The sequence below is a fragment of the Acinetobacter lwoffii genome (assembly GCF_015602705.1).
Classification (GTDB): Bacteria; Pseudomonadota; Gammaproteobacteria; order Pseudomonadales; family Moraxellaceae; genus Acinetobacter; species Acinetobacter lwoffii_E.
This window is the reverse complement of the sequence record NZ_CP059081.1, coordinates 1,060,117-1,083,411: the sequence shown is the minus strand read 5'-3', so window position 1 is coordinate 1,083,411 and position 23,295 is coordinate 1,060,117. Positions and strand designations below refer to the sequence as shown.

At 43.0% G+C, this 23,295-nt stretch carries 21 protein-coding genes; 6 read left to right on the top strand and 15 right to left on the bottom strand.

Features of this window, described 5'->3' with window-relative positions; all coding sequences use genetic code 11:
• Positions 1-33 precede the first annotated feature (33 nt).
• The 4 genes from H0S56_RS05170 to yaaA form a co-directional block, all read right to left on the bottom strand.
• Complete coding sequence (locus H0S56_RS05170) at positions 34-387, bottom strand: hypothetical protein (RefSeq protein WP_004645560.1); 354 nt, start codon at positions 385-387, stop codon at positions 34-36.
• Positions 388-432: 45 nt separating this feature from the next.
• Positions 433-1,434 (bottom strand): adenosine deaminase, encoded by a 1,002-nt coding sequence (locus H0S56_RS05165; RefSeq protein ID WP_180038742.1) that lies wholly within the window; start codon positions 1,432-1,434, stop codon positions 433-435.
• Positions 1,435-1,510: 76 nt separating this feature from the next.
• Positions 1,511-2,833 carry an NCS2 family permease gene (locus tag H0S56_RS05160; RefSeq protein ID WP_004645563.1) on the bottom strand — a complete coding sequence of 441 codons (1,323 nt, stop codon included), beginning with the start codon at positions 2,831-2,833 and terminating at the stop codon, positions 1,511-1,513.
• A gap of 1,185 nt (positions 2,834-4,018) precedes the next feature.
• On the bottom strand, positions 4,019-4,801 hold the full coding sequence (yaaA, locus tag H0S56_RS05155) for a peroxide stress protein YaaA (RefSeq protein ID WP_005247421.1): 783 nt from the start codon (positions 4,799-4,801) through the stop codon (positions 4,019-4,021).
• Between the two features lie 123 nt (positions 4,802-4,924).
• Between yaaA and H0S56_RS05150 the strand changes: the two genes are divergently transcribed.
• Positions 4,925-5,557 (top strand): alpha/beta hydrolase, encoded by a 633-nt coding sequence (locus H0S56_RS05150; RefSeq protein WP_004645565.1) that lies wholly within the window; start codon positions 4,925-4,927, stop codon positions 5,555-5,557.
• A 32-nt stretch (positions 5,558-5,589) separates the two neighbouring features.
• Here H0S56_RS05150 and H0S56_RS05145 read toward each other — a convergent pair whose 3' ends face one another.
• The 5 genes from H0S56_RS05145 to pheA all read right to left on the bottom strand — a co-directional run bounded on the left by H0S56_RS05145 (position 5,590) and on the right by pheA (position 11,099).
• Positions 5,590-6,132 (bottom strand): GNAT family N-acetyltransferase, encoded by a 543-nt coding sequence (locus H0S56_RS05145; RefSeq protein WP_195725820.1) that lies wholly within the window; start codon positions 6,130-6,132, stop codon positions 5,590-5,592.
• Positions 6,120-6,482 carry a hypothetical protein gene (locus tag H0S56_RS05140; RefSeq protein ID WP_071851704.1) on the bottom strand — a complete coding sequence of 121 codons (363 nt, stop codon included), beginning with the start codon at positions 6,480-6,482 and terminating at the stop codon, positions 6,120-6,122. Before H0S56_RS05140 ends, H0S56_RS05145 begins: the two co-directional genes overlap by 13 nt.
• A 99-nt stretch (positions 6,483-6,581) precedes the next feature.
• Positions 6,582-8,828 carry a bifunctional prephenate dehydrogenase/3-phosphoshikimate 1-carboxyvinyltransferase gene (locus tag H0S56_RS05135; RefSeq protein ID WP_195725819.1) on the bottom strand — a complete coding sequence of 749 codons (2,247 nt, stop codon included), beginning with the start codon at positions 8,826-8,828 and terminating at the stop codon, positions 6,582-6,584.
• 3 nt (positions 8,829-8,831) lie between these two features.
• A complete protein-coding gene (hisC, locus tag H0S56_RS05130) occupies positions 8,832-9,923 on the bottom strand; it encodes a histidinol-phosphate transaminase (RefSeq protein WP_195725818.1) in 1,092 nt (363 codons plus the stop codon).
• Positions 9,924-9,989: 66 nt separating this feature from the next.
• Positions 9,990-11,099 carry a prephenate dehydratase gene (gene pheA, locus H0S56_RS05125; protein ID WP_004645570.1) on the bottom strand — a complete coding sequence of 370 codons (1,110 nt, stop codon included), beginning with the start codon at positions 11,097-11,099 and terminating at the stop codon, positions 9,990-9,992.
• Between the two features lie 488 nt (positions 11,100-11,587).
• Here pheA and H0S56_RS05120 point away from each other — a divergent pair, with 488 nt between their 5' ends.
• Entirely contained in the window at positions 11,588-12,106 is a 519-nt protein-coding gene (locus H0S56_RS05120; RefSeq protein WP_129716505.1) for a DJ-1/PfpI family protein, read from the top strand.
• Positions 12,107-12,191: 85 nt separating this feature from the next.
• Here the strand turns inward: H0S56_RS05120 and H0S56_RS05115 are convergent, their stop codons facing one another.
• From H0S56_RS05115 to H0S56_RS05105, 3 genes are all read right to left on the bottom strand, one after another.
• Entirely contained in the window at positions 12,192-13,334 is a 1,143-nt protein-coding gene (locus H0S56_RS05115; protein WP_114541957.1) for an acyl-CoA dehydrogenase family protein, read from the bottom strand.
• A gap of 148 nt (positions 13,335-13,482) precedes the next feature.
• On the bottom strand, positions 13,483-14,634 hold the full coding sequence (locus tag H0S56_RS05110; RefSeq protein ID WP_195726034.1) for an IS4-like element ISAbe18 family transposase: 1,152 nt from the start codon (positions 14,632-14,634) through the stop codon (positions 13,483-13,485).
• A gap of 138 nt (positions 14,635-14,772) precedes the next feature.
• Entirely contained in the window at positions 14,773-16,116 is a 1,344-nt protein-coding gene (locus H0S56_RS05105) for a dicarboxylate/amino acid:cation symporter (RefSeq protein WP_195725817.1), read from the bottom strand.
• Positions 16,117-16,525: 409 nt separating this feature from the next.
• On the opposite strand from H0S56_RS05105, the gene H0S56_RS05100 reads away from it, so the two are divergent.
• Complete coding sequence (locus tag H0S56_RS05100) at positions 16,526-17,527, top strand: glycosyl transferase family protein (protein WP_005106493.1); 1,002 nt, start codon at positions 16,526-16,528, stop codon at positions 17,525-17,527.
• A gap of 82 nt (positions 17,528-17,609) precedes the next feature.
• Here H0S56_RS05100 and H0S56_RS05095 read toward each other — a convergent pair whose 3' ends face one another.
• Entirely contained in the window at positions 17,610-17,882 is a 273-nt protein-coding gene (locus H0S56_RS05095) for a YeaC family protein (RefSeq protein WP_004278992.1), read from the bottom strand.
• Between the two features lie 3 nt (positions 17,883-17,885).
• Positions 17,886-18,824, bottom strand: a complete 939-nt coding sequence (locus tag H0S56_RS05090; RefSeq protein ID WP_004645573.1) for an NAD(+) kinase — start codon at positions 18,822-18,824, stop codon at positions 17,886-17,888.
• A gap of 191 nt (positions 18,825-19,015) precedes the next feature.
• Between H0S56_RS05090 and mrcB the strand changes: the two genes are divergently transcribed.
• Both mrcB and H0S56_RS05080 read left to right on the top strand, forming a co-directional pair.
• Positions 19,016-21,406, top strand: coding sequence for a penicillin-binding protein 1B (gene mrcB / locus H0S56_RS05085; protein WP_195725816.1), 2,391 nt, complete (start codon positions 19,016-19,018; stop codon positions 21,404-21,406).
• Positions 21,407-21,420: 14 nt separating this feature from the next.
• The gene (locus H0S56_RS05080; protein WP_195725815.1) at positions 21,421-21,966 is read left to right on the top strand and encodes a tetratricopeptide repeat protein; all 546 of its coding nucleotides are present in this window, start codon (positions 21,421-21,423) and stop codon (positions 21,964-21,966) included.
• Between the two features lie 56 nt (positions 21,967-22,022).
• Here the strand turns inward: H0S56_RS05080 and H0S56_RS05075 are convergent, their stop codons facing one another.
• On the bottom strand, positions 22,023-22,922 hold the full coding sequence (locus H0S56_RS05075) for an NUDIX domain-containing protein (protein WP_195725814.1): 900 nt from the start codon (positions 22,920-22,922) through the stop codon (positions 22,023-22,025).
• 138 nt (positions 22,923-23,060) lie between these two features.
• Here H0S56_RS05075 and hemP point away from each other — a divergent pair, with 138 nt between their 5' ends.
• Positions 23,061-23,231 (top strand): hemin uptake protein HemP, encoded by a 171-nt coding sequence (gene hemP, locus H0S56_RS05070; RefSeq protein ID WP_004645578.1) that lies wholly within the window; start codon positions 23,061-23,063, stop codon positions 23,229-23,231.
• Positions 23,232-23,295 lie beyond the last annotated feature (64 nt).

Genomic DNA, 23,295 nt, shown 5'->3' with positions numbered 1-23,295 from the left:
CACACTCAATCAGCTTTCATTGCAAAGCTGATTTTATTTTAAGAACTCGGTCATGCAGCCTTTCAGACTGTTTGCAATAGCCTGTTGCGTGAGTTTTGACTTTACTTCTTCATCCAGAGTCGCTTTCAGTAAAGTGCTTGCCGGAATATCCTTGAGTGCATGCTCACCTACACATGAACAGACATTCTGTTCAAGTTCAGCTTTATTTTTGTCCTGCATAAAATAGGTCGAGGCAGTCCAGAATTTAGATGCTTTCAATTCTTTTGCACATTGGTATTCAATCACGGGTTTTAAAGTACGCTGTGTCAAAGTCATATCCGCATTTGAGCAAGCAGATATCAACACGCTACTGATGAGCAGAATTATATTTTTCAATTTCATATCCATCTATAAAAACAAAGGCAGAGCGAACCCTGCCTTTTATTTAAAAACTTAAACCAGGGCACGGATCTGGTTGATCCATTGCTCTTTTTCAGTATCGGTAATAAAAGAGGCTTCAAATGAGTTAATGGCCAACTGCTTGAGTTCCTCATTGCTTAAATCCAGTGCTTCAGCAATGGCAATAAAATTGTCATTCATATAACCACCAAAATAAGATGGATCATCTGAATTGACTGTAACGTGCACGCCTTGTTGCAAGAGGCGACGGATATTATGCTGCTGCATATCATCCACGACGCAGAGTTTCAGGTTTGACAATGGGCAAACTGTCAGTGGCATCTTCTCTGCAATCAGGCGCTGCATTAACTCCGGATCTTCTTCCGAACGAACCCCATGATCAATACGATTCACTTTCAGCAAATCTAAAGCTTCCCAGACATAAGCTGCCGGACCTTCCTCACCTGCATGTGCTACAACCAAGAAACCTGCTTCACGCGCTTTAGCAAAGACACGTTCAAACTTTGAAGGTGGATGCCCGACTTCACTTGAATCCAGACCGACCGCAATAATCTGGTCTTTATAAGGTAAGGCCTGTTCCAGTGTTGCAAAAGCAGCCTCTTCACTTAAATGACGCAAGAAACACATAATCAGATGTGAACTGATGCCAAGTTTAGCTTTGGCATCATCACAGGCTTTTTGCAAGCCGTTGATCACGGTTGAAAAAGCAACGCCACGGTCGGTATGGGTTTGTGGATCAAAGAACATTTCAGTATGCACGACCCGGTCTTCAGCACATTTTTCAAAATACGCCCAAGCCAGATCATAAAAATCCTGTTCATGAATCAATACAGCTGCACCAGCATAATAAATATCCAGGAACGACTGAAGATTATGAAAGTTATACGCCTGTTTAACTTCTTCAACAGATTTATACGGGATGGCAATTTTATTACGCTGAGCGATCGCAAACATTAGCTCAGGCTCAAAAGTGCCCTCAATATGAACATGAAGCTCAGCTTTTGGCAAAGCTCGAATCAACTCAAGACGGTTCATCGCTTCTCCTCATGAAACCTAAAATAATAAAAAAAGGGTGCAAACTGAGTTTACACCCTTTCCAAATCTAGAAAAATTAGCCGCCAAATAGTGCGAATTTAAGCGTCCATAGTACTGCAATAATCCAGACCATATACGGTACAGTTGATGCCTTACCGGTTAACAATTTGATCAGTGCATAGCTAATGAAGCCCATCGCAATACCATCCGCAATCGAATAGGTAAATGGCATAAATACAATGGTTAAAAATGCAGGGACTGCTTCTGTAATATCTTCCCAGTCAATATGCACGATACCTTGAATCATTAAGACACCGACAAATAACAGCGCTGGCGCTGTTGCAAAGCTTGGTACAGACTGTGCCAATGGTGCAAGGAACAAACAGGCAACAAACAGGATACCGACTACAACAGCAGTTAGACCTGTACGGCCACCGGCTGCTACGCCCGCAGAAGATTCAATGTATGGCGTAGTCGAAGATGTACCCAGCGCTGCACCTGCAACAATTGCAGAAGAGTCCGCAAAAAGTGCTTTTTTCAAACGCGGCAGTTTGCCATCTTTCAACAAGCCTGCACGGTGTGAAACACCTACAAGCGTACCGGTTGAGTCGAATAAATCGACCAGGAAGAAGACAAAAATCACGCCAATTAAACTGGCAGTGAACAGACCTTCAAAGCTCATTTGCATAAATGTTGGTGCAATCGATGGCACTGCGCCAACCACACCTTTAAACTCACTCAGCCCCAGTGCTGCTGAAATACCGGTTAACACCAAAATACTGATGATGATCGCACCACGCACTTTAAAGTGATGCATTACAACGACTAGAAGGAAACCAAATAATGCAAGCAAAACCGATGGTTGCTTTAAATCACCCAAACCTACCAACGTAGCGGGATTATCGACAATCAGGCCGGCATTTTTCAAAGCAATCAGCGCCAGGAATAAGCCAATACCACCACCGATGGCCAGTTTCAGCGACATTGGAATCGCATTGACAATGGCTTCACGGATTTTGAACATGCTGATCGCAATAAACACAAGACCCGAGATAAACACAGCCCCAAGTGCTGTTTGCCAAGGCACACCCATTCCCAAACATACGGAATAGGTAAAGAAGGCATTCAAGCCCATGCCTGGTGCAAGTGCAATTGGATAATTTGCAATCAAGCCCATGACTAAACAGCCAATCGCGGCTGCAAGACAGGTTGCTACAAAGACAGCCCCATGATCCATCCCCGTTTCGGACAAAATCATTGGATTGACAATAATGATGTAACACATCGTTAAGAATGTAGTTACACCGGCAAGAACTTCTGTACGGAAACTGGTTTTGTTTTCACTCAGTTTAAACAGACGTTCAAGCATACTTTCTGAAGATGGATTAGGAGTCGTCATGACCTAGCCCCTATTGAGTAAACTTAATGCTTTAAGCAAGCCGTCAAATAAATGAAACTTTATAAAAAAATTCATCAATTTTAAGGATGTGTTAGCAACGAATATGCCAGCATAGCCATTTGACGGGTTAAAATGTTGGAACAGCTTACAGCCCCGGGGCTATGCTATAAAAACCCAAAAAAATCTAAACAAAAAAGCTGCATAACTTTTATGCAGCTTTATTTTCTTGATTTAAATCAAATGCTTAACAAGATGAATTTTGCTTCATCCTGATCGTTGGCAAATTATAACACATTGATTTCTTATTGCTTATTTGATTTTACACTTTATTAGAAATTAATATATTCAAGATGAATATTTAAAAAATTTTATTATATTTATTATTGATTTAATTTTATTAATTCGACCCAATTGGCGGGAGGAAGATAGTACAACCTGCTTAATGTCGATGTCGATGTCGATTGGATTCCAGCAATTTGCTTGAATCACGTCCATCGTTCAAGACATGACGGATCTTTTCATATTTTCTGATTTCGGACTGTTTATGGACACAAAATCCTAATAAACTGATCATTAAGGCAAAAACAGGGATAGCATATATTTTCATTTTTATTATGCTGCTTTGTAACACTATGCAATTATGCTAACAAAAAACCTAACAAACTTGTGACATAGTTTACATTTAACCCGATAGAAGGCATTTATTTATCCTCTAAATATTAATTTTATGTCGTTTTATTTATTAATACTTAATTAATTTATAATTCTTTTTTCAAAAAATCGACACTATTAAAAATTCTTTTAAACAAAAACTAAATAATTGAATTTAATATATTTTTCAAAATATCTAAAAGAAGTTTATTCAACATTAAAATATGTAGATAAATGAAATCTAACCTATTCAATAGAACTTATTTCGATTTATTTTATCTTCCTTTTCCAAGAATGCTCAACTTTAATTTTTAGAATAAAATGATCTAAATAAAGGAGATTTTGCGAGGGATTTCAAAGCTTTTGGCGATATTTTTATTTTTAATTATCTTGAAGTTTTCATTATGCAGTTCATCCACACTTCACTCATCATAGAGTCAAATCGTTGAACACTATTTAAGAACCTAACCATGATAAAGACATCCCAATATCCGGCATACATATCCTCATGCTGGATACTGGGAATCATCTCATTTATGCACTCAGTTGTTCATCACGCTTAAACACCAGTTCTCCTTTGAGTGAACTGTCTGCATCAAAATAATAGCCATCAGTATTAAAAGCTTTTAGCCCCTCTATACGATCAATTTTATTTTCAATCATAAAACGCGCCATGAGACCGCGTGCTTTTTTGGCATAGAAACTAATCACTTTATATTTGCCATTTTTCTGATCCAGAAATACCGGCTTGATAATGTCTGCCTGAATTTTGCACTCGTTGACTGATTTGTAATATTCATCAGAGGCGATATTCACCAGGATTTCAGAATTTGCTGCTGCTAGATCCTGATTAATCAGATCAGTAATGTGGTGAGCCCAGAAGTCATATAGGTTATGCCCGCGGGAATTGGCCAATTTAGTTCCCATTTCCAGACGGTACGGCATCATCAGATCCAAGGGACGTAAGAGTCCATATAATCCAGACAACATACGTAAACGGTCTTGTGCATAGTGCAGATCTTCATGTTTCAAACTATAGGCATCCAGACCGGTATAGACATCGCCTTTAAATGCAAAAATCGCCTGACGGGCATTGGCTAAATTAAAATCCGGTTGCCAGTCATTAAAACGTGCGGTATTTAAAGTGGCAATTTTTTCACTAACACTCATTAAGCTGGAAATTTCTGTTGCAGAAAGTGTGCGACAAACGTTGATCAAGTCCTGTGAATGTTCTAATAATCTCGCTTGAGTAAATTGGTCAGTCGGTAATGGAGTATCGTAATCGAGAGTTTTGGCTGGAGAAATTAAAGCGAGCATGGCAACCTGGTCAAAAAATGATTAATCAAACTATATCAGTCTGCTTATTTTAATTCCAATTCATGTTTTTATTCACCATAATCGTTAAAATGCACGATTCTCCTGTTAATCATCGGTTTTTATATGCCCGAGCAAATTTTTCTTCAAGGGCCTGCGGGTCAGATTGAAGTTTTTGTGGATTATCCTCAGGGTGAAGTGAAAGGATTCGCGGTAGTTTGTCACCCCCATCCATTGCAAGGCGGTACACCACAACATAAGGTTCCGGTTTTACTGGCACAAATGTATCTGGAACGTGGCTGTATTGTGTATCGTCCAAGTTTCCGTGGTTCTGGTCAAAGTGAAGGTATACACGACGAGGGCTTCGGTGAAACGGATGATGTATTAGAAGTCATTCGGTTCGCTCGCAACCAGCATATTGCCCTGCCTTTTTATGCAGGCGGTTTTAGTTTTGGTGCGCATGTCATGGCAAAAAGCTATGCAGCCTTACCCGTAGAACTGCAACCAAAGCAAACCATTTTATGTGGTCTGCCGACTGCAACAGTTGCCGGTATTCGTCATTATGTGACGCCTGCCATTAAAGGCGACATTCTGTTCATTCATGGCGAAGCCGATGAAGTGACTTTGCTCTCAGATATGATTGAATGGGCAAAACCACAACGCCATTTAGTGACCGTATTACCTGGTGCCAACCATTTCTTTACCGGCTATTTAAAGCAATTACGGATCGCAATGACCCGGTACTTAGCGCTTGGCTAAATAAAAAACCCATCATCTGATGGGTTTTTTTATTAAAAGACAAAATCTTCTGCAAAAATTTCATACATCACAGCCCGATATTTAAGCTTATCGATGTAACGGAGAATTTTTCCGCCCAAGCGGTCTGCAATTTTACGGCTAGCCCAGTTTTCTTCTGCTACCGGGTAGCTTAAGACTTGAATCCCGAATGTATTGAAAGCATAAGCCACAACACAATGCACTGCCTCATGTCCATAATGATGACCATGTGCAGTTTCACGAATCCAGATACCGACTTCAGGTATTTCATCATGAAGTCGATGCAAACCACATAGTCCAATAAATTCTTGTGTTTCAATATGGCGGATCACAAATACATATTCTTTATGATCGGTCATATTTTCCAGCCAATTTTGCCAGACTGTTGCAAATCCCTGTTCAGATTGTGGTGGGTCCCACGCCATAAAACGTGTCAAACTCGGCGTAATTGAAACATAAGTTTCTTTGGCATCGGCTGATTTAAAACAATTTAGGATCAAGCGTTTAGTTTGCAGTATGGGCAAAGCTGATTGAGTCTGTTGAATTAGCTCTTCCATTCAAACTCGCTAAAGCTTTCCTGCTCTTTTAGAGAGGTTTCCACTGCCTGCGCAAGCTGATTAAGCAGGCTTCTTTCAGTGATACGATCCAGCCAGTCCTGCTCTTCTTCAGGATATGAGGCAATTTCACAGACCAGATGCCCTTGTTCATCTCTGGTTTCGCAACTCACCGATAAAGGCAGCGCATGTTCTTCCACGCTGACAGCAACCTGAGCTCCACTTTGGCTTAAGGTCTGAAAACCGTATTTGCCTAATTTTTCAGCAAGTAAATGTGCTACATATTCCTGGGTCTCTTGACCATCCCGTGGTGTTTGGCTCTGGGTATTGGCCATGAATTTTAATTTTCGCATCGCTACTTCCAAATGGCTTTTTTCTTATATGGGTTTAGCATAAGCAATATAAACAAAACAGCCAAGCAAAAGCTTGGCTGTTTCACATAATTTTAAAAATTATTCTGACACTTGAATTGGCAATCCTGCGATTGAGGTCAATTCCGTGAAGGTCGGGAAACTGGTTGCGACCGTTTCAGTACCGGCAATCTTGATCTGCTCCGAATTACGCAAACCGGCAATCGAAAAACTCATCGCGATACGGTGATCGTGATGCGATTCAATTTCACCACCCGTAAAGATTGGCAACCAGTCACCGGACTTACCCTTACCTTCAATGATGATGCCATCTTCAGTTGGGGTACAGTCGATGCCCATGGTTTGAAGACCATCTGCCATGACCTGAATACGATCCGATTCTTTCACGCGAAGCTCGGCAGCACCGGTCAAAATTGTCTGACCTTCAGCACATGCAGCGGCAATGAATAGCGCCGGGAATTCATCAATTGCTAATGGCACCTGATCTTCCGGCATATGAATCCCTTTTAATGTACGTGTACCACGAATACGGATATCAGCAATCGGTTCACCGCCTGCAATACGCTCGTTTTCAACTGTAATGTCCGCACCCATTTGCTTGAGGATTTCAATCACACCAGTACGGGTCGGGTTAATGCCTACCGCTTCAAGGGTGACGTCCGAATTTTCAGTAATGGCCGCACCCACCATAAAGAAGGCTGCTGAAGAAATATCTGAAGGCACTTGAATGTTGGTACCCACTAACTTGCCGCCACCTTGCAGGGAAATTCGGTTGCTTTCTGTTTTCACTTCATAACCAAATGCACGCAGCATACGTTCAGTATGGTCGCGTGTTGGTTCTGGTTCAGTCACCGAAGTTTCACCTTCCGCCCATAGACCTGCAAGTAGAATCCCTGATTTCACCTGAGCAGAGGCCATTGGCAAATCGTACTGAATCCCTTTAAGGTTTTGATTGCCGGTGATGGATACAGGTGGTGTACCGCGTTCACCTGTGGTCTGAATTTGCGCACCCATTTCACGTAAAGGCTTGGCAATACGCTCCATTGGACGCTTGGATAAAGATGCGTCACCAGTCATGACTGAATCAAATTTTTGTGCTGCTAGCATACCCGACAGCAAACGCATTGAAGTGCCTGAGTTGCCCATATAAATGGCAGACTGCGGCGCTTTTAAGCCTTGCATGCCAACACCATGAATGGTGACTTCACCATTTTTAGGGCCTTCAATGCTGACTCCCATATCACGGAAAGCTTGCAGTGTCGCTAGAGCATCCTCACCTTCCAAAAAGCCGGTCACATGTGTGGTACCTTCTGCAATCGCACCAAACATGATCGAGCGATGTGACACAGATTTGTCACCTGGCACGGTAAATTTACCCTGAAATTTCTTGGCACCCGGCTGAATGGTAAATTGTTGTGTCACTTTATTTTTCTCCATGAAAGGTTTCTTGGCGAGCATATGGTTGAAATGCTGGCGAGCTGCCTGCGCATGACCCAATAAGCCCATCAATGCGTGGGAATCTTCATCTTCAATCAATTTGCGAATAATCGCGAGCTGCTGTTCAAAGCCATCAACAGCATTCAGAACTGCTTTTTTGTTGGCAAAAAAGATGTCATGCCACATTTGTGGATCGCTGGCGGCAATTCGCGAGAAATCCCGGAAGCCACCGGCAGCATAACGAAATATATCTAAATTGTCTTCACGCTTGGCCAGTTGCTCAACCAGGTTAAAGGCCATGAGATGCGGAAGATGACTGGTATGCGCTAGCACTTCATCGTGCTTGTCGACATCCATACAAATCACTTCGGCTTTCGCCGCTTGCCACAGCTGAATCAGTTTATCGACGGCCCAGCCTGCACTACTTGGCAGTGGCGTCAAAATCACCTTATGATTGGCAAATAAATCGACTTTTCCTGCATGTACACCAGTATGTTCTGCACCTGCAATCGGATGGCCCGGTACAAAACCCTCAGGTAGTGCATCGCCAAAGACTGCTTTCGCTGCATCGACTACATTGCCTTTAGTACTACCGACATCAGTGATAATGGTATTGGCAGATAAATAAGGCTTGATGGCTTCCAGCACCTTTTGCGTGGCACGCACCGGTAATGCAAGCACTACCAGATCAGCACCTTTGACCGCTTCCACAGGATCTGCATAGCCTTCGGAAATCAGGCCAAGAGATTTAGCATCTTCCAAAGTCTTTTGTGAACGTGTCGATGCAACGATGTCATTGGCCAAATGCTCGGCTCGAATGACACGCGCCAGACTTGAACCAATCAGTCCAAGCCCGATAAATGCAACTTTTTCAAACAGTGGCTGCGACATGGTTTAAGCTTTTGCCTCTAAACCGAGTACTTTAGCCAATGCGCTTAAGAATTTCGCATTTTCTGCTTCAGTACCAATCGATACGCGAATGTGATTTGAAATACCAACCGGACGCACAATCACCCCTTGTTTGAGCAAACCATTGAAGGTTGCTGATGGGTCTGCCTGTACATCTACCAGAATAAAGTTGGCACGTGAAGGCACATAGTTAAGACCCAAAGCCTTAAAGCCAGCTTCAAGTTGCGCCATACCGGCTTTATTCACTTCACGAGAACGCGCGATAAAGTCTTCATCTTTCAGTGCAGCCACCGCAGCGACCATCGCTAAATGGTTGACATTAAATGGTTGACGAATACGGTTCAGGTAATCTGTCACTTCAACTGAAGCCAGAGCAAAACCAACACGTAGTGCAGCCAAACCATAACACTTCGACAAAGTACGGCTAACGATCAGGTTTGGATATTGCGCAAGGAATTTCAAGCTGTTGAAGTTTTCCGGGAAATATTCCACATAGGCTTCATCCAGAACCACGATGACATTAGCAGGAACTTTTTGCATGAAAGCTTCAAATTCAGCTTCTTCGAACCAGGTTCCCGTCGGATTATTCGGGTTTGCAATGAAAACGAGTTTGGTGTTGTCCTGAATGGCAGCCGCCATTGCTTCCAAGTCATGCGAAAAGCCTTTAGCTGGTACTTCAATCGCTTGCGCATTAATGGCTTGAGTTACCAATGCATAAACCGCAAAAGCATGCTGGCTATACACCACCGAATCATTTTCTGAAACGAATGCACGGGCAAACATTTCCAGTAAGTCGTTTGAACCATTCCCCAAGGTAATCTGATCATGATTAAAACCAAACTGGTTTTTGATCTGATCTTTCAGGATAAAACCACCACCATCTGGATAACGGCCAATTTCAGCAATTTCCGCAGCGACCGCTTCTTTGACTTTATCTGAACAACCCAGCGGATTTTCATTTGAAGCCAGTTTGACGATATCGGTAAGACCCAACTCGCGCTCAAGTTCACTGATCGGTTTACCCGGTTGATATGGCTTTAATTTTGAGATGCCTGAATTGGCTGGAACAAACGACATTTTAGACTTCCAATTTTAGGTATAAAACAGTGGTCAGCACCCTCGCCCTGACCATGTATAGCTGACTTAAAGTACAGCTGCAGGATATGAACCGAGCACGCGAACTTCTTTAACCAAAGGACGAATTTCTTCAATGGCTGCTTTCACGTGTTCCTGCTCAATATGGCCTTCAAGATCAATGAAGAACACATAAGCCCATTTTTCAGGAAGTGCAGGACGGGTTTCAATGCTGGTCAGACTGATATTATGCTTGGCAAATGGCGCCAGAATTTCCAGCAAAGCCCCGGCACGATCATGTGCTGAAATCAGTAATGAAGTCTTGTCATTACCGCTTTGTGGCACTTTTTCACGGCCAATCACCAGGAAGCGTGTGGTATTTTCCGGATTATCCTCGATATTGCTATGCATGATTTCGAGATCATAAATGCTCGCAGCAATTTCAGAGGCAATCGCGGCAGAATGCCATTCATTACGAATACGGCGCGCTGCTTCTGCGTTGGAGCTTAAAGCGACACGTTCCACGCCTGGATAATGCGCATCCAGCCACTTACGGCACTGTGCCAAAGTCTGCTGATGCGCATAAATCTGTTTGATGCTGTCTTTACGGGTATTTTCAGAAATCAGGAACTGATGGTGAATCGGTAATTCAACTTCGCCAATCACATTCAGGTTCGATGTTTTAAAACAGTCCAAAGTATGGTTAACCACGCCTTCAGAGGAATTTTCTACCGGCACCAGACCATAATGGGCACTGCCCGCTTCCACGTCACGGAAAACTTCATCAATGGTCGGTAAAGGACGAACCACAGCATCATGGCCAAAGTGCTTGAGTACCGCAGAATGAGTATAGGTCCCGACTGGTCCCAAGAAAGCAATGCTTTGCGGAGCTTCAAGTGCCAGACAGGCCGACATGATTTCACGGAACAGACGTGCCATGGTGGTATCAGACAATGGCCCTTCATTACGTTCCATGACATTACGCAAAACCTGAGCTTCACGTTCTGGACGGTAAAACAGCGGATTCTCTTCTGAAGCAAACTTTGCTTTTGCCACAGCTTCAGCCAAACGTGCCCGACGGTTAATCAATTGCTGAATTTGCTGATCAACAGAATCGATATCTTCACGAATTTTTGCCAAATCAAGAGAAGTCGTGGTGTTTTGATCGTCGTTGATCATTGTTCTGTCGCCCTTCATAAACCTTATCTGTTCAGTATAACAATAGTGAGCTTTCAAATGTTACGCAATATGACATTGGTAGATTAAGTCTTAAAAACATACAGTTGATTTTAACCATTTATTGCTTTTGGTCATATCTGGTAACATTTACTTCAGCTTTTCTGCTTGATTTACATTATTAAATTGTAAACTTTGCCTGTCCATATTAACTGATTTTAAGGAAGATGAAATATCACTATTTCTTAATCTATATAGCGGTTTTAAGCATAAGAAAATTAAAATAATTGCTTCGCAAACGTCATTTTTGAACCATTCATATCTAAGATAGATTTCACAATAAAATGCACACTCTGCAACCCCATTTTTATCGACTTCTCTTTGATTTAACTTATTTTTTTACATTAAATCACTACTCAATTACAAAGCAGAGACGATTTTTTAACCAATCATAGATAGTCTAACTTAAAACAAGCGTTTGGGTGTCAGTCATGCCAAAAAGAATAGCTGTACTTTTGACGAATAATTTTGAAGATCAGGAATATCTTGAACCCGTTGCGGCCTTGCTGGAAGCAAAGCATATCATCTGTAATATTGAGTTTAATGCAGGAAAAGTGGTCTATGGTCTGCATGGCTGTTCTGCAGTGACGATTGACCGGGACATCGAACAAATCAGTATTGATGATTTTGATGCCTTGCTGATTCCTGGCGGTGAATCTGCAGTTTCTTTATCTACCGATATGCGGGTGCTGCAATTTATCCAGGCTTTTAATCAAGCCAAGAAAACCATCTTTAGTTTATGTGATGCATCATTATTACTGTGTGAAGCAGATGTGCTGAAAAATCGAATTATTACCAGTATTCGCGCGCATGCCAGTCGCGTACAACGTGCCGGTGGAACGTATTATGATGCAGAACTGGTGAATGACAATAATCAGTTGATTTCATCGCGTCTACCCAATGATTTACCCATTTTTATTCATGAATGTTTGGATGTCTTAAAATCATAAAGTCTTAAAAAATATTTCCCATCTTGGCTATGTTCTCCCCCTATAAAAAAGAGTCCTTCGGGACTCTTTTTTTATGAGTGAGCTATTAACGTCCTAACAGACCACGTGCCACTATCTCTTTCATGATTTCATTAGTACCACCATAAATCCGCTGAATCCGCGCATCAACGAAGAAACGTGAAATTGGATATTCAGTCATATAGCCATAACCCCCAAATAATTGCAGGAGATTGTCCGCGATTTTCATCTGCATATCGGTAGAAAAGCTCTTTAGTGCCGCTGCAGTTTCTACATCCAGCTTCCCTTGCATATAAAGCTCAAGATTCTGGTTATAAAATGCTGCGGTCGCCAATTCATCAATTTTCGCTTGCGCAAGCACAAAACGAGTATTCTGGAATTGACCGATCGCCTGACCAAAAGCCTGACGCTCTTTCACATATTGTGTGGTCACATCGATCGAGCCACGAATGGCGCCTAGAGCGGTGGCAGCGATGGCGGTACGCTCACGTGGCAATTCCTGCATCAGGTAAGCAAATCCCTGTCCCGGCTGACCCAGTAATTGGTCCTTTGGCACTTTGACATTGTCGAAGAACAGTTCAGACGTATCCTGAGCATGCAGACCAATCTTGTCCAGATTAGTGCCTTTTTTAAAGCCTTCCAGATGGGTATCGACCAGCAGCAATGAAACGCCTTTAGCTCGGGCTTGAGGATCGGTTTTGACGGCAAGCACCACCAAGTCAGCATGCTGACCATTGGAAATGAAGGTTTTTGAGCCATTTAACAGATAATATTCATCCTGCAAGATGGCACTAGTACGCATGGCTTGCAAATCTGAACCTGCACCTGGCTCGGTCATGCCAATCGCACCGACCACTTCACCGGTGACCATTTTTGGTAACCAGTATTTTTTCTGTTCTTCAGTACCAATATGCAGGATATACGGTGCTGCAATATCGGAATGACAAGACAGACCTGTGGCAATGGCACTGTATCCGGCACGTGCAGATTCTTCGATCAGCATCAAGGAATAATCGGTCGGCACCCCATAGCCACCATATTCTTCTGGAACATCGACACACAAGAAGCCATTTTCACCGAGTGCATTCCAGACTGAACGCGGCATCAGACCTTCACGTTCCCACTGGTCGTAGTACGGTGCGACATGTTCGTTCATAAAGCGTTTAAAATTATCGCGGAATAATTCTAGATCGGCATCGTAGGCAAGCATTCTATTGTCCTTGTTGTTTATCATTTTAGTTTCCTTTTCACAGACTATCGACTTTCATGATCCCTGTCATGTGCCGGCATTCATCTTTTTACTAACTTCACAGTCAATAAAAAAGGGAAGCCGAAGCTCATTGCTGTCCCACAATTTTTCACAAGAGGAAGCTCATTTGAGCTTCCTCTTGTTTTATGGGTATTTTATCGGGTGAAAATAAAGCTTTTAAAGTTCTTCTTTCAAACAAATTCACTTGAATTATTCTGAGTAAACGTTGAACTGTCCAACCTGTTTTCCCTAAATGTTGAGCGAAACTCACCAATAAATAGGCGATCATCGCAATCCAGATTTGTGTCTGAATTGCGTTCCTGCTGCGGCCTAGAAACGCTTTTAATTTGAGATTCTGCTTAATCGCCTTAAAGAACAGCTCAACTTTCCAACGATCTTTATAAATCGCCGCAATGGTGGAGGCGGCTAAATGAAAGTTATTGCTGAGAAAGCTAAAGTGCTTGCCACTTTGCTGATCTCTATATTCAATTCTTCTTAACACTGGGGCTTTTCTTTTTAGGGCATGTGCGCTATTCAGCTGAATGGTTTCATCTTTTAGAATACCTTTGGATTCAAGCACTGGATGTTGCCGGATCACCTGATACACAGATTTAGGCCTAAAACGTGTGACAAATCCAATGTTTTGAGCAGTCAGATTTGCATACCATTGGTAATCGACATAGCCTTTATCAAAAACTACAATGCTGCCAGCAGGAAACTGGAATTTGCGGCCTTGTACCATGTCATTTTCTTTGCCATTTTCAACTGCAACAAACTCAGGAATATCATTGCTGTGATTCAATCCTATGCTGAGTTTCATGCTGGCTTTTGAGTCATGAACTTTGGCCCATTCACATAAGGAAAGCGACAGGTCAATATGACTGGCATCCAAGGAATACAAGGGATTCTTAAAGCGAAATTTATGAGCTACTTTTGAGTGTTCATAGTATTTAAGCAACTTGTAAAATAGCTGTTGATACAAGGCAGCAGGCTGCTGCTCATTGATTCGTGCCAGCGTGCTTCGGGGAATAGACTTTGCTCCGAGATGACTTAGCTTTTCCTGTTGGCACTCCAAATTGGATTGAATATCTCTCAGACTTTGCCTACAAGAGAATTGAGACATCAATATGGCAATAAACTGATCCCACCGGGAAGCCGCTCTAAATTTCTGTCCAACATGGTGTACTTTAGCAAGTTGTTCAAAATCCTGTCGCACAACAGGTTTAATTAGCTCATGAAATACGGTATTCTGATGTGACAAAACCTGAATCCTGGTCGTTAAAGTGTTTGTTTGCACTCATATTTTAACTGTTAGGACTCAGGTTTTTTTATTTAAAGCAAACTATGGGACAGCAGTGAGCCGAAGCTTCCCTTTTAGACACGAAAGACAGACTCAAACTTAGTGAGCGTTATTGCCTTCTTGCGCCATTTTTTCATCAATTTCTGCAGGATTCGCTAAAGCGTAGTTCAGCTTGTCCATATCTAACTGGCCCACCCATTTCGCAACCACTAAAGTCGCCAAAGAGTTGCCGACCAGATTGGTCAAGGCACGAGCTTCAGACATGAAACGATCGATACCGAGAATCAATGCCAGACCTGCAACAGGAATATTCCCTACAGCAGCCAAAGTTGCCGCCATCACAATAAAGCCTGAACCAGTCACGCCTGCCGCACCCTTAGATGAGATCAGAAGTACCAGAAGCAGGGTAATTTGATGAGACAAGTCAAGTTGCGTATTGGTTGCTTGCGCAATAAAGATTGCAGCCATCGTCAAGTAAATCGACGTACCATCCAGGTTAAATGAATAACCAGTTGGAATCACCAGACCTACCACCGACTTCTCTGCACCGGCAAGTTCCAGTTTCTTCAACATACGTGGCAGTACTGATTCTGAAGATGACGTCCCCAGTACAATCAGAAGTTCTTCGCGAATCAGGCGGATCATCTTCATGATGCTGAACCCTGCGAAACGCGCAATTGAGCCCAATACGATGAAAATAAACAGTACGCAGGTAACATAGAAACAAATGATCAACTGTGCCAGCTGAGCAAGAGAACCAATACCATATTTACCAATTGTAAACGCCATTGCACCAAATGCACCAATTGGAGCAAGTTTCATCACCATGTTCACGATGTTGAAAAACACATGTGAAATCTGGTCGATGAGTTTCAGGACTGGCTTGCCTTGATCACCGAGCTTATGCAGTGCAAAACCAAAGATGATCGCGAACAATAGAACTTGCAGGATTTCGCCTTCTGCAAATGCGCCCACAACCGTATTTGGAATAATGTTCATCAGGAAATCGATAGTCGATTGTGACTCACCTGAAGCAACATATTTACTAATACCACTGGTATCCAGTGAAGCAGGATCAACGTTCATGCCTACACCAGGCTTCACGATGTTAATCACGACCAGACCGATGACCAAAGCAATCGTGGATACGATCTCGAAGTAAAGTAAAGCCACACCACCAGTTTTACCGACTGATTTCATGCTTTCCATACCTGCAATACCGCTCACTACGGTACAGAAAATTACAGGTGCGATAATCATTTTAATCAGACGGATAAATGCATCACCAAGCGGTTTAAGCTGTTCGCCCAAGCCAGGGACATGCTGTTCTACACCATTGATAATTTGCGTACCACTAGGCGAAAAATGCCCGACCAGAATACCTGCGATAATGGCCACAATCACTTGAAAATACAGTGACTTATAAATTGGTTGTTTCGCCATAATAAATCTACTTGAACGATATCAAAAATAAGAAAGACCATTTTGAGAAATATACTGACCTCTTCATCCCTTCTCAGGATGAACCGGATCAAGTCTCAAAAGGCTCAAGAGAATGTTCAAAAATGATAATCAGCCATGCATTGAATCTGACACTCAAGTATCAGACCAAAGTATTAAATGGGAGAAAGAGATTAAGAAAAATTAAACAGACTCTAAAAATTGCCTAAATTTTACCGAATATTCAGACTAAATGTGCATAACTTATTATGCGCTTGTTTATGTTTTAACCAGAATAGATTAGACATTAGTCGATAATCAGATTTAACTGATTGTTTTACGTATACTGAAATGTTTATGGATTTTCACCCTCTCCCTTGACATTAATATTTTCTGCAAGCTGTAAAAAGTTATGAATACCAAAAGAAATATTTATAAAGATTTCGAACATCCCTTTGCCCAATATGTACGCATTGTGGGTAAAGGGAAAAATGGCGCCCGCTCTCTCTGCTATGATGAAGCCTATCAAGCCTTCAGTATGATTTTGAAAAATGAAGTGCTGGATGTGCAGTTAGGTGCATTCTTGATGTTATTGCGGGTCAAGGAAGAATCTGTAGATGAGTTGGCCGGTTTTGTACAGGCGACACGTGACCAGCTGAGTTTCAAAAAACTGGATGTCGATCTGGACTGGTCTTCATATGCGGGCAAGCGCAAGCATTATCCATGGTTTATTCTGGCAGCCCTGACACTGGCCAAGCATGGTTATAATATTGTGATGCATGGTGCCTCGGGCCATACCATGAACCGCGTTTACACCGAACAGGTGCTGACTTACTTAGGCTATCCAATCTGTCAAAATGATGCCGAGGTTGAACAGCAACTTCTACAACAGCATTTTGCTTACATACCGTTAGAAGTAATTTCTCCGATTCTTGCAGACTTGATTGCGCTGCGTAATGTCATGGGCTTACGCTCCCCAATTCATACCTTGGCGCGTCTGATCAATCCCTTTAATGCCAAAGCGACCCTGCAAGCCATTTTCCATCCAGCATATCGTGGTTCGCATCAGCAAGCAGCTTTCCGCTTGGGCTATAAAAATAGTGCCGTGATTAAAGGTGAAGGGGGCGAATTCGAGCGTAATCCGGATGCCAAAACGCTCATCTGTGGCATTAAAGATGGCCTGCTCTATGAGCATGAATTGCCAAAGCTCACTGACAACCGCAGTCCAATTGAAGAAGAACTGGATCTGGCGCTATTTAAGGCTGTCTGGGACGGTCAGCAAAGCCATGATTATGGCGAGATTGCAGTGATAGAAACTATGGGCATTGCGCTATATACCATGGGCGTGTGTGACAGCTTTGAAGCTGCGATGCAAAAAGCCAAAATCTTATGGGCGAATCGCCACACGGTTTAATCTTGTGCAAAAGAAAAAAGCATTGTTCAGTGAATGAACAATGCTTTTTTTAATTGTATTGCTATTGGCTGGGAATTAAGCCTTAAACAAAACGAATCGGCTTGAATTCAGGTTCATTCTTGTGATGATCATCATCACACTCTTCACCCTCTTCTTTAGTACCGCGATCGATATAACCGCTGCGCTCATTTTCAGGCAGGTTTTTCATTTCCCAGGCATACACTGCCTGCATACAGGTCTGACGTTGTTCTGGTGTCAAGGCTACACCGTTTGGCCACTTTCCAATTTCGACTGCTGTTCTTAGGCGTTCAACAATCTCAGGATTGAGTACGGCAAGCATTTGTTCAATATTCATGATTTAATCCTGCTTAAAATAATCAAAGTCCTGATTCCACCCCAGTTTGGTTCGACAGGCATTATAAAAGTCATAACCCGGTGGATGCAGAAGATTCAGTTTAAAGGGATGCTTGCGAATATGGACGCTATCACCCACATTCAAAGACACACTGTGTTGTCCATCCGCACTAACCATCGGCAGTACGCGATTTTCACGAATCAGTAATTTAATTTCACTATGTCCACCGACCACAATCGGGCGTGAAGACAAGGTATGCGGATGCATCGGTACCAAGGCAATCGCATCCATACTTGGATGTACAATCGGGCCACCACCAGAAAGCGCATAAGCCGTAGAACCAGTCGGCGTAGAGACTATCAGGCCATCGCTGTGCTGACGATAGACATATTGTCCATCAATATTCAGTTCAAAATCGATCATATGTACTGATTTCCCTGAATGTAGCACCACATCATTTAGAGCAATGGCATCGTAAATCACTTCACCTTTGGAGCGAATTTCGACTTCGAGTAAAAAGCGTCGCTCAGTCTGAAAGTCACCCTTTAATACCTGATCCAGCTTGAATATCACTTCAGTCGGCTTGATATCCGTTAAAAAACCCAGACGACCACGGTTAACCCCGATCACCGGGGTATTGTACTTGACCAAGGCGCGTGCTGCATGTAATAGCGAGCCGTCACCGCCCACGACAATCACCAGATCCACCACCTCACCCAATAAGGCACGACTGACGGTTTGGGTATTTTGATAGGGAACAAGTTCAGCTGTCGCTGCATCAAAAACTGGGTGTAGGCCTAAATTGAGAAGATGATCGTGAATAAGGCATAAGGTTTCAACCACCGACGATTTATCAGGACGTCCTATTAACCCGATATTTCGAAAGGTCTTATGGGAAATTTGCACCAGTGTCGTCGCTCCGCTACGAATCCTGCTTATCATAACATTAAGCTATACCTGGATGACAATTTATAACAGTGCTTCATAGGTAGGAAATTATTTGAAATATATTCGAATTAAGGAGAAATTGTGGGGTTTCATTTTAATTTTAAGCGCATTTCTTGATTAAATATTGCAAAATAATGAAAAGCTTCGCATGATTAGCACAATTTCACAGGATCTTATAAGTATTTATGAAATCTGAACGTGGCATGGGGTTTCTTGCCTTAATTTTTTCTATTATTGTCATTTCTATCTTTGTAGCATTTAGTATCTATTTGATTAGATTAGACAATATTGTACGCGACAAGTTTGAAGGTCAGCGCTGGGATATTCCGGCCAAGGTCTTCGCACGTCCGATGGAAGTGTACGTGAATGCCCCAGTCAGCCTGCAGGATTTCCAACAAGAATTAAAATTACTCGGTTATAAAAATTCGGATAGTTATACTAAATCAGGCAACATTGTCACCACGGGTAATACCCTGTATGTGCATACACGCGGCTTTGATTTTGGTGACCGGGTTGAACCGGAACAAATATTGAAAGTCAGTTTCAGCGGTGAACAGATTGCAGAAGTCAGCGCAACCAAACCGTCTTCAAGCGGGATTGCGCGTTTAGAACCTTTATTAATTGGTGGGATTTATCCGCAGCATAACGAAGACCGTGTGCTGATCAAGCTAAATAAAGTGCCTAAGCCCTTGATCGAAGCGCTGATCGCGACCGAAGACCGTAAGTTCTATGAGCATCATGGGGTTTCACCGCGTGGTATTGCACGTGCCGTAGTCAGCAATATTACCGGTGGTAAACGTCAGGGTGGCTCAACCTTGACCCAGCAGCTGGTCAAAAATTTCTATTTAACCCCTGAGCGCACCTTAAAACGTAAAGTGAATGAAGCCTTTATGGCGATGCTGATTGAATTGCATTATGACAAGAATGAAATTCTAGAAGCTTATCTGAATGAGGTAAATCTCGGCCAGAATGGTAACTACTCCATTAATGGTTATGGTCTGGCATCGCAGTTTTATTTTGGCCTGCCACTGCGTGAACTGAATATTTCCCAGCAAGCATTTTTGGTGGGTTTAGTCCAAGGCCCGAGTCTATACAATCCATGGCGCAATCCTGAAAGTGCGAAAAAACGCCGTGATATCGTCCTGAATAATATGCTGGTAATGGGCTATCTGACTCAGGAACAATATGAAAAAGAAACCGCACGTCCGTTAAATGTCATTTCAAAACCGACTTTAGGCCCTGCCCGCTTCCCGGATTTTCTGGATATCGTACGTCGTCAATTACGCACAGATTATCAGGAAACCGATCTGACCAATCAGGGTCTGCGCATTTTCACCACTTTAGACCCTCTGGCCCAAACCCGAATTCAGGACAGTTTTAAAGAAACGGTGGCGCGTTTAAGCAAATCCAATCCGGGTCGCCTGAAAGATTTACAGGGCGCAGTATTAGTATCGCATCCGGAAAATGGCGAACTGGTGGCCGCAGTGGGTTCTACTCAAGATTTTACCGGCTTTAACCGTGCAGTCGATGCCAAACGTCAAGTCGGATCCCTGTTAAAGCCTGTGATCTACCTGAGTGCACTGGAATCAAACCGTTATCACTGGGCGAGCCCGATTGAAGACAGTGAAATCAGCATCAAAAGTGACGGCAAAACCTGGACACCGAAAAACTATAGTGGTCGTGGACATGGTGTCATTCCAATGTCGCAGGCATTATCGCAATCTTATAACCTGTCCACTGTGCGTTTAGCACAAGAATTTGGCCTGTCTACCTTTATTAATCATCTGAAAAAATTTGGTGTAACTTCAGATATTCCATCTTATCCGTCGATTTACTTGGGTGCGGTAGATATGTCCCCGATGGAAGTGATGAACATTTACGGCAACTTTGCTACAGGCGGCTTTAAATATCCAACCAAAGCCATCCGCTCTGTGGTGGATGCCAACGGCCGCTCTCTGGATCGTTATAGCCTGAGTGTACAACCGACTATTGATCCTGCTTCCGCTTATGCCCTGAATTATGGCTTACAACAGGTCATGTCGAATGGTACAGGCCGTGCAGCCTATAACAGCTTGCCACGCAGTCTGAATCTTGCCGGTAAGTCCGGTACCACGAATGACAGCCGTGACTCATGGTTTGCCGGATATTCAGGTAATTATATGACCGTGGTCTGGCTCGGTCTGGATGACAACAAAGTCACTGGCTTGACCGGTTCATCGGGTGCCCTGCCCGTTTGGACCAATGTCATGAAACAGTTGCGCCAGAAACCGGTGAATCTGCCACAGCCGAATGAAATCGAATGGCATTGGCTAGATCGTCATACGGGTTTGTTGTCTGCACAAGGCTGTGAAGGCGCCATGTATATCCCGATTTCGCGTCATGCCCTGCCAAATCAGGCGACTGCCTGCGGCATCTCGCACTATGCGACGGAACCTTATGATATTGATTCAGAACCTGTGCCATCTGATGCTGAACAGGATGATATGAGTCGCTACATACAAGAAAGTGAAACAGAAATAGAACGCGATCTTGAGAGCGAAACCCGTATTATCGCCAGTGGAAGTTATAGCCATTAATTGAGTCTATGTTTATGTTAAGAAAAATCCTCCCTGGTTTGCTCATCCTCAGTCTGGTGGGCTGCCAAAGTATCTCCGAGCCAAAAAAGCCAGTTAGCCCCGCCAAGCCTGCGACGGAAAAACCTAAGGCAAAAACACCAGACGGCGTCGTGATTACGCCTTATGACCGTCCTGACATCAAACGTCAGAAAATTGTCATTCCTGAACAGAAGCCGAAAAGCCAAAAGTTTGATGATGGCCGTAATTTGCCGGCCTTCAAGAGTCTGATGCAGCAAACCCAGCAGGCCTATACCAAGCAGCAATTTGCTCAAGCTGAAGCTGCTGCAACTCAGGCACAGCGACTGGCCCCTCAGGCACCAGAAACCTATTTATACTTGGGCATGATCGCCAACCGTAAAAATCAGCCAGCAAGCGCCGATGCTTTTGCCTTACGTGGCCTGAGTTATGCACAATCTAGTGTCATGAAAAAGCAGCTTTGGCAAGTGCGCCTTAAATCTGCTCAGTTGCGGAAAAACGCTAAAGCGATTCAGCAAGCTCAAGAGGCACTGAAAAAGCTTTAAGATCTTTTTTATAGAAACTGACTTACCAAAAGAAAGCTTGTGTTGAAATATAGCATTTACACATAACGAATGCCGGCAACGCCATAAGCATGCTGGCTTTTTGCATAATCGAGTTCTTCAGCTTTCATTCCGCCTAAAGCAAAAACCGGAATCTGTACCTGCTCTGCCATTTGCTTGAATTGCTCCCAGCCTAACGCAGGTGTTTCTGGATGAGTCGCTGTCGCCAGTACCGGACTGAGTAAAGCCGCTTCACAGCCGATCTGTTCTGCATGCATTAAAGCGGTCAGGTCATGACAAGCTGCCAGATAACGATAGCCAGGTTTCAATTCACTTTGTTTCAAGTTTATCAGTTGATTCTGTTTTAGATGAATCGTGCGAATTGTCTGCTGCTGCAATTCATTCAGTTGTGACCAAAGCTGCTGATTAATGATTAACTTGGAGAGCTGATCTACCGGATATTGCTGTACTTGCATGATCCGTTCAGGCGTTGCTTCCACGCGCCAATACAACATTTGATCTGTATCCAGACTTGATAAAATATCCAGATCTTCAGCTATCTTGATGCGCTGCGGCCATTGCAGCTTTTGGATCATGGACTGATTGGCTTTCGGAAAATTCAGTTGTCCAAGTTCTTCCCGGTCGTACCAGCGCCAAGGCTGTTTGATTTCAGCCAGTTGAGCAAACTGTACTGAAGCATGGAAAATATGCAAATTGACGATGAGATCTTCATATTCATGGGAGATAAAATCAGAGGCATGCCAGCGTTCGATATTAACACCGACCTCTTCCATCACTTCGCGTCGGCAGGCTTCGACTGATAATTCGCCCTGTTCAACTTTTCCGCCTGGAAATTCATATTTATTGCCCTGATGCTGCTTGGCCTCACGCCAGCCGACGAGAACCTGATTTTGATAAAATAAAAGCGCAATTGCGACATGAATCGTAGCTTTAGTCATGATGTACAGAACCGTTAAAGTTTTACAGATTGTAAGCAAATTAGAGTTTTTTATAAATTGCTCAATATTTCGTTGACAGACCTATTCGATAATGATTATCATTTAAATCAATCCAAAACACACCACGGAGTCGACAGAATGAACGCCCCATTTAGCCTATTTACCCGTAACAATGATACTCACCATGCCTTGCCAATGCTGCACTCCAACAATCTTTTTGCACTGGGTCGTGAAATCCGGATCATGCATGCCGGCGAAGAATACCGCTTGCGTCTGACCCGCAATAACCGTCTTATTCTGACCAAATAATTAAATCAGTTCTAATAATAACAAACGTGGGAAGCAGCAGTATGAATCAGCGCATACTGCTTTT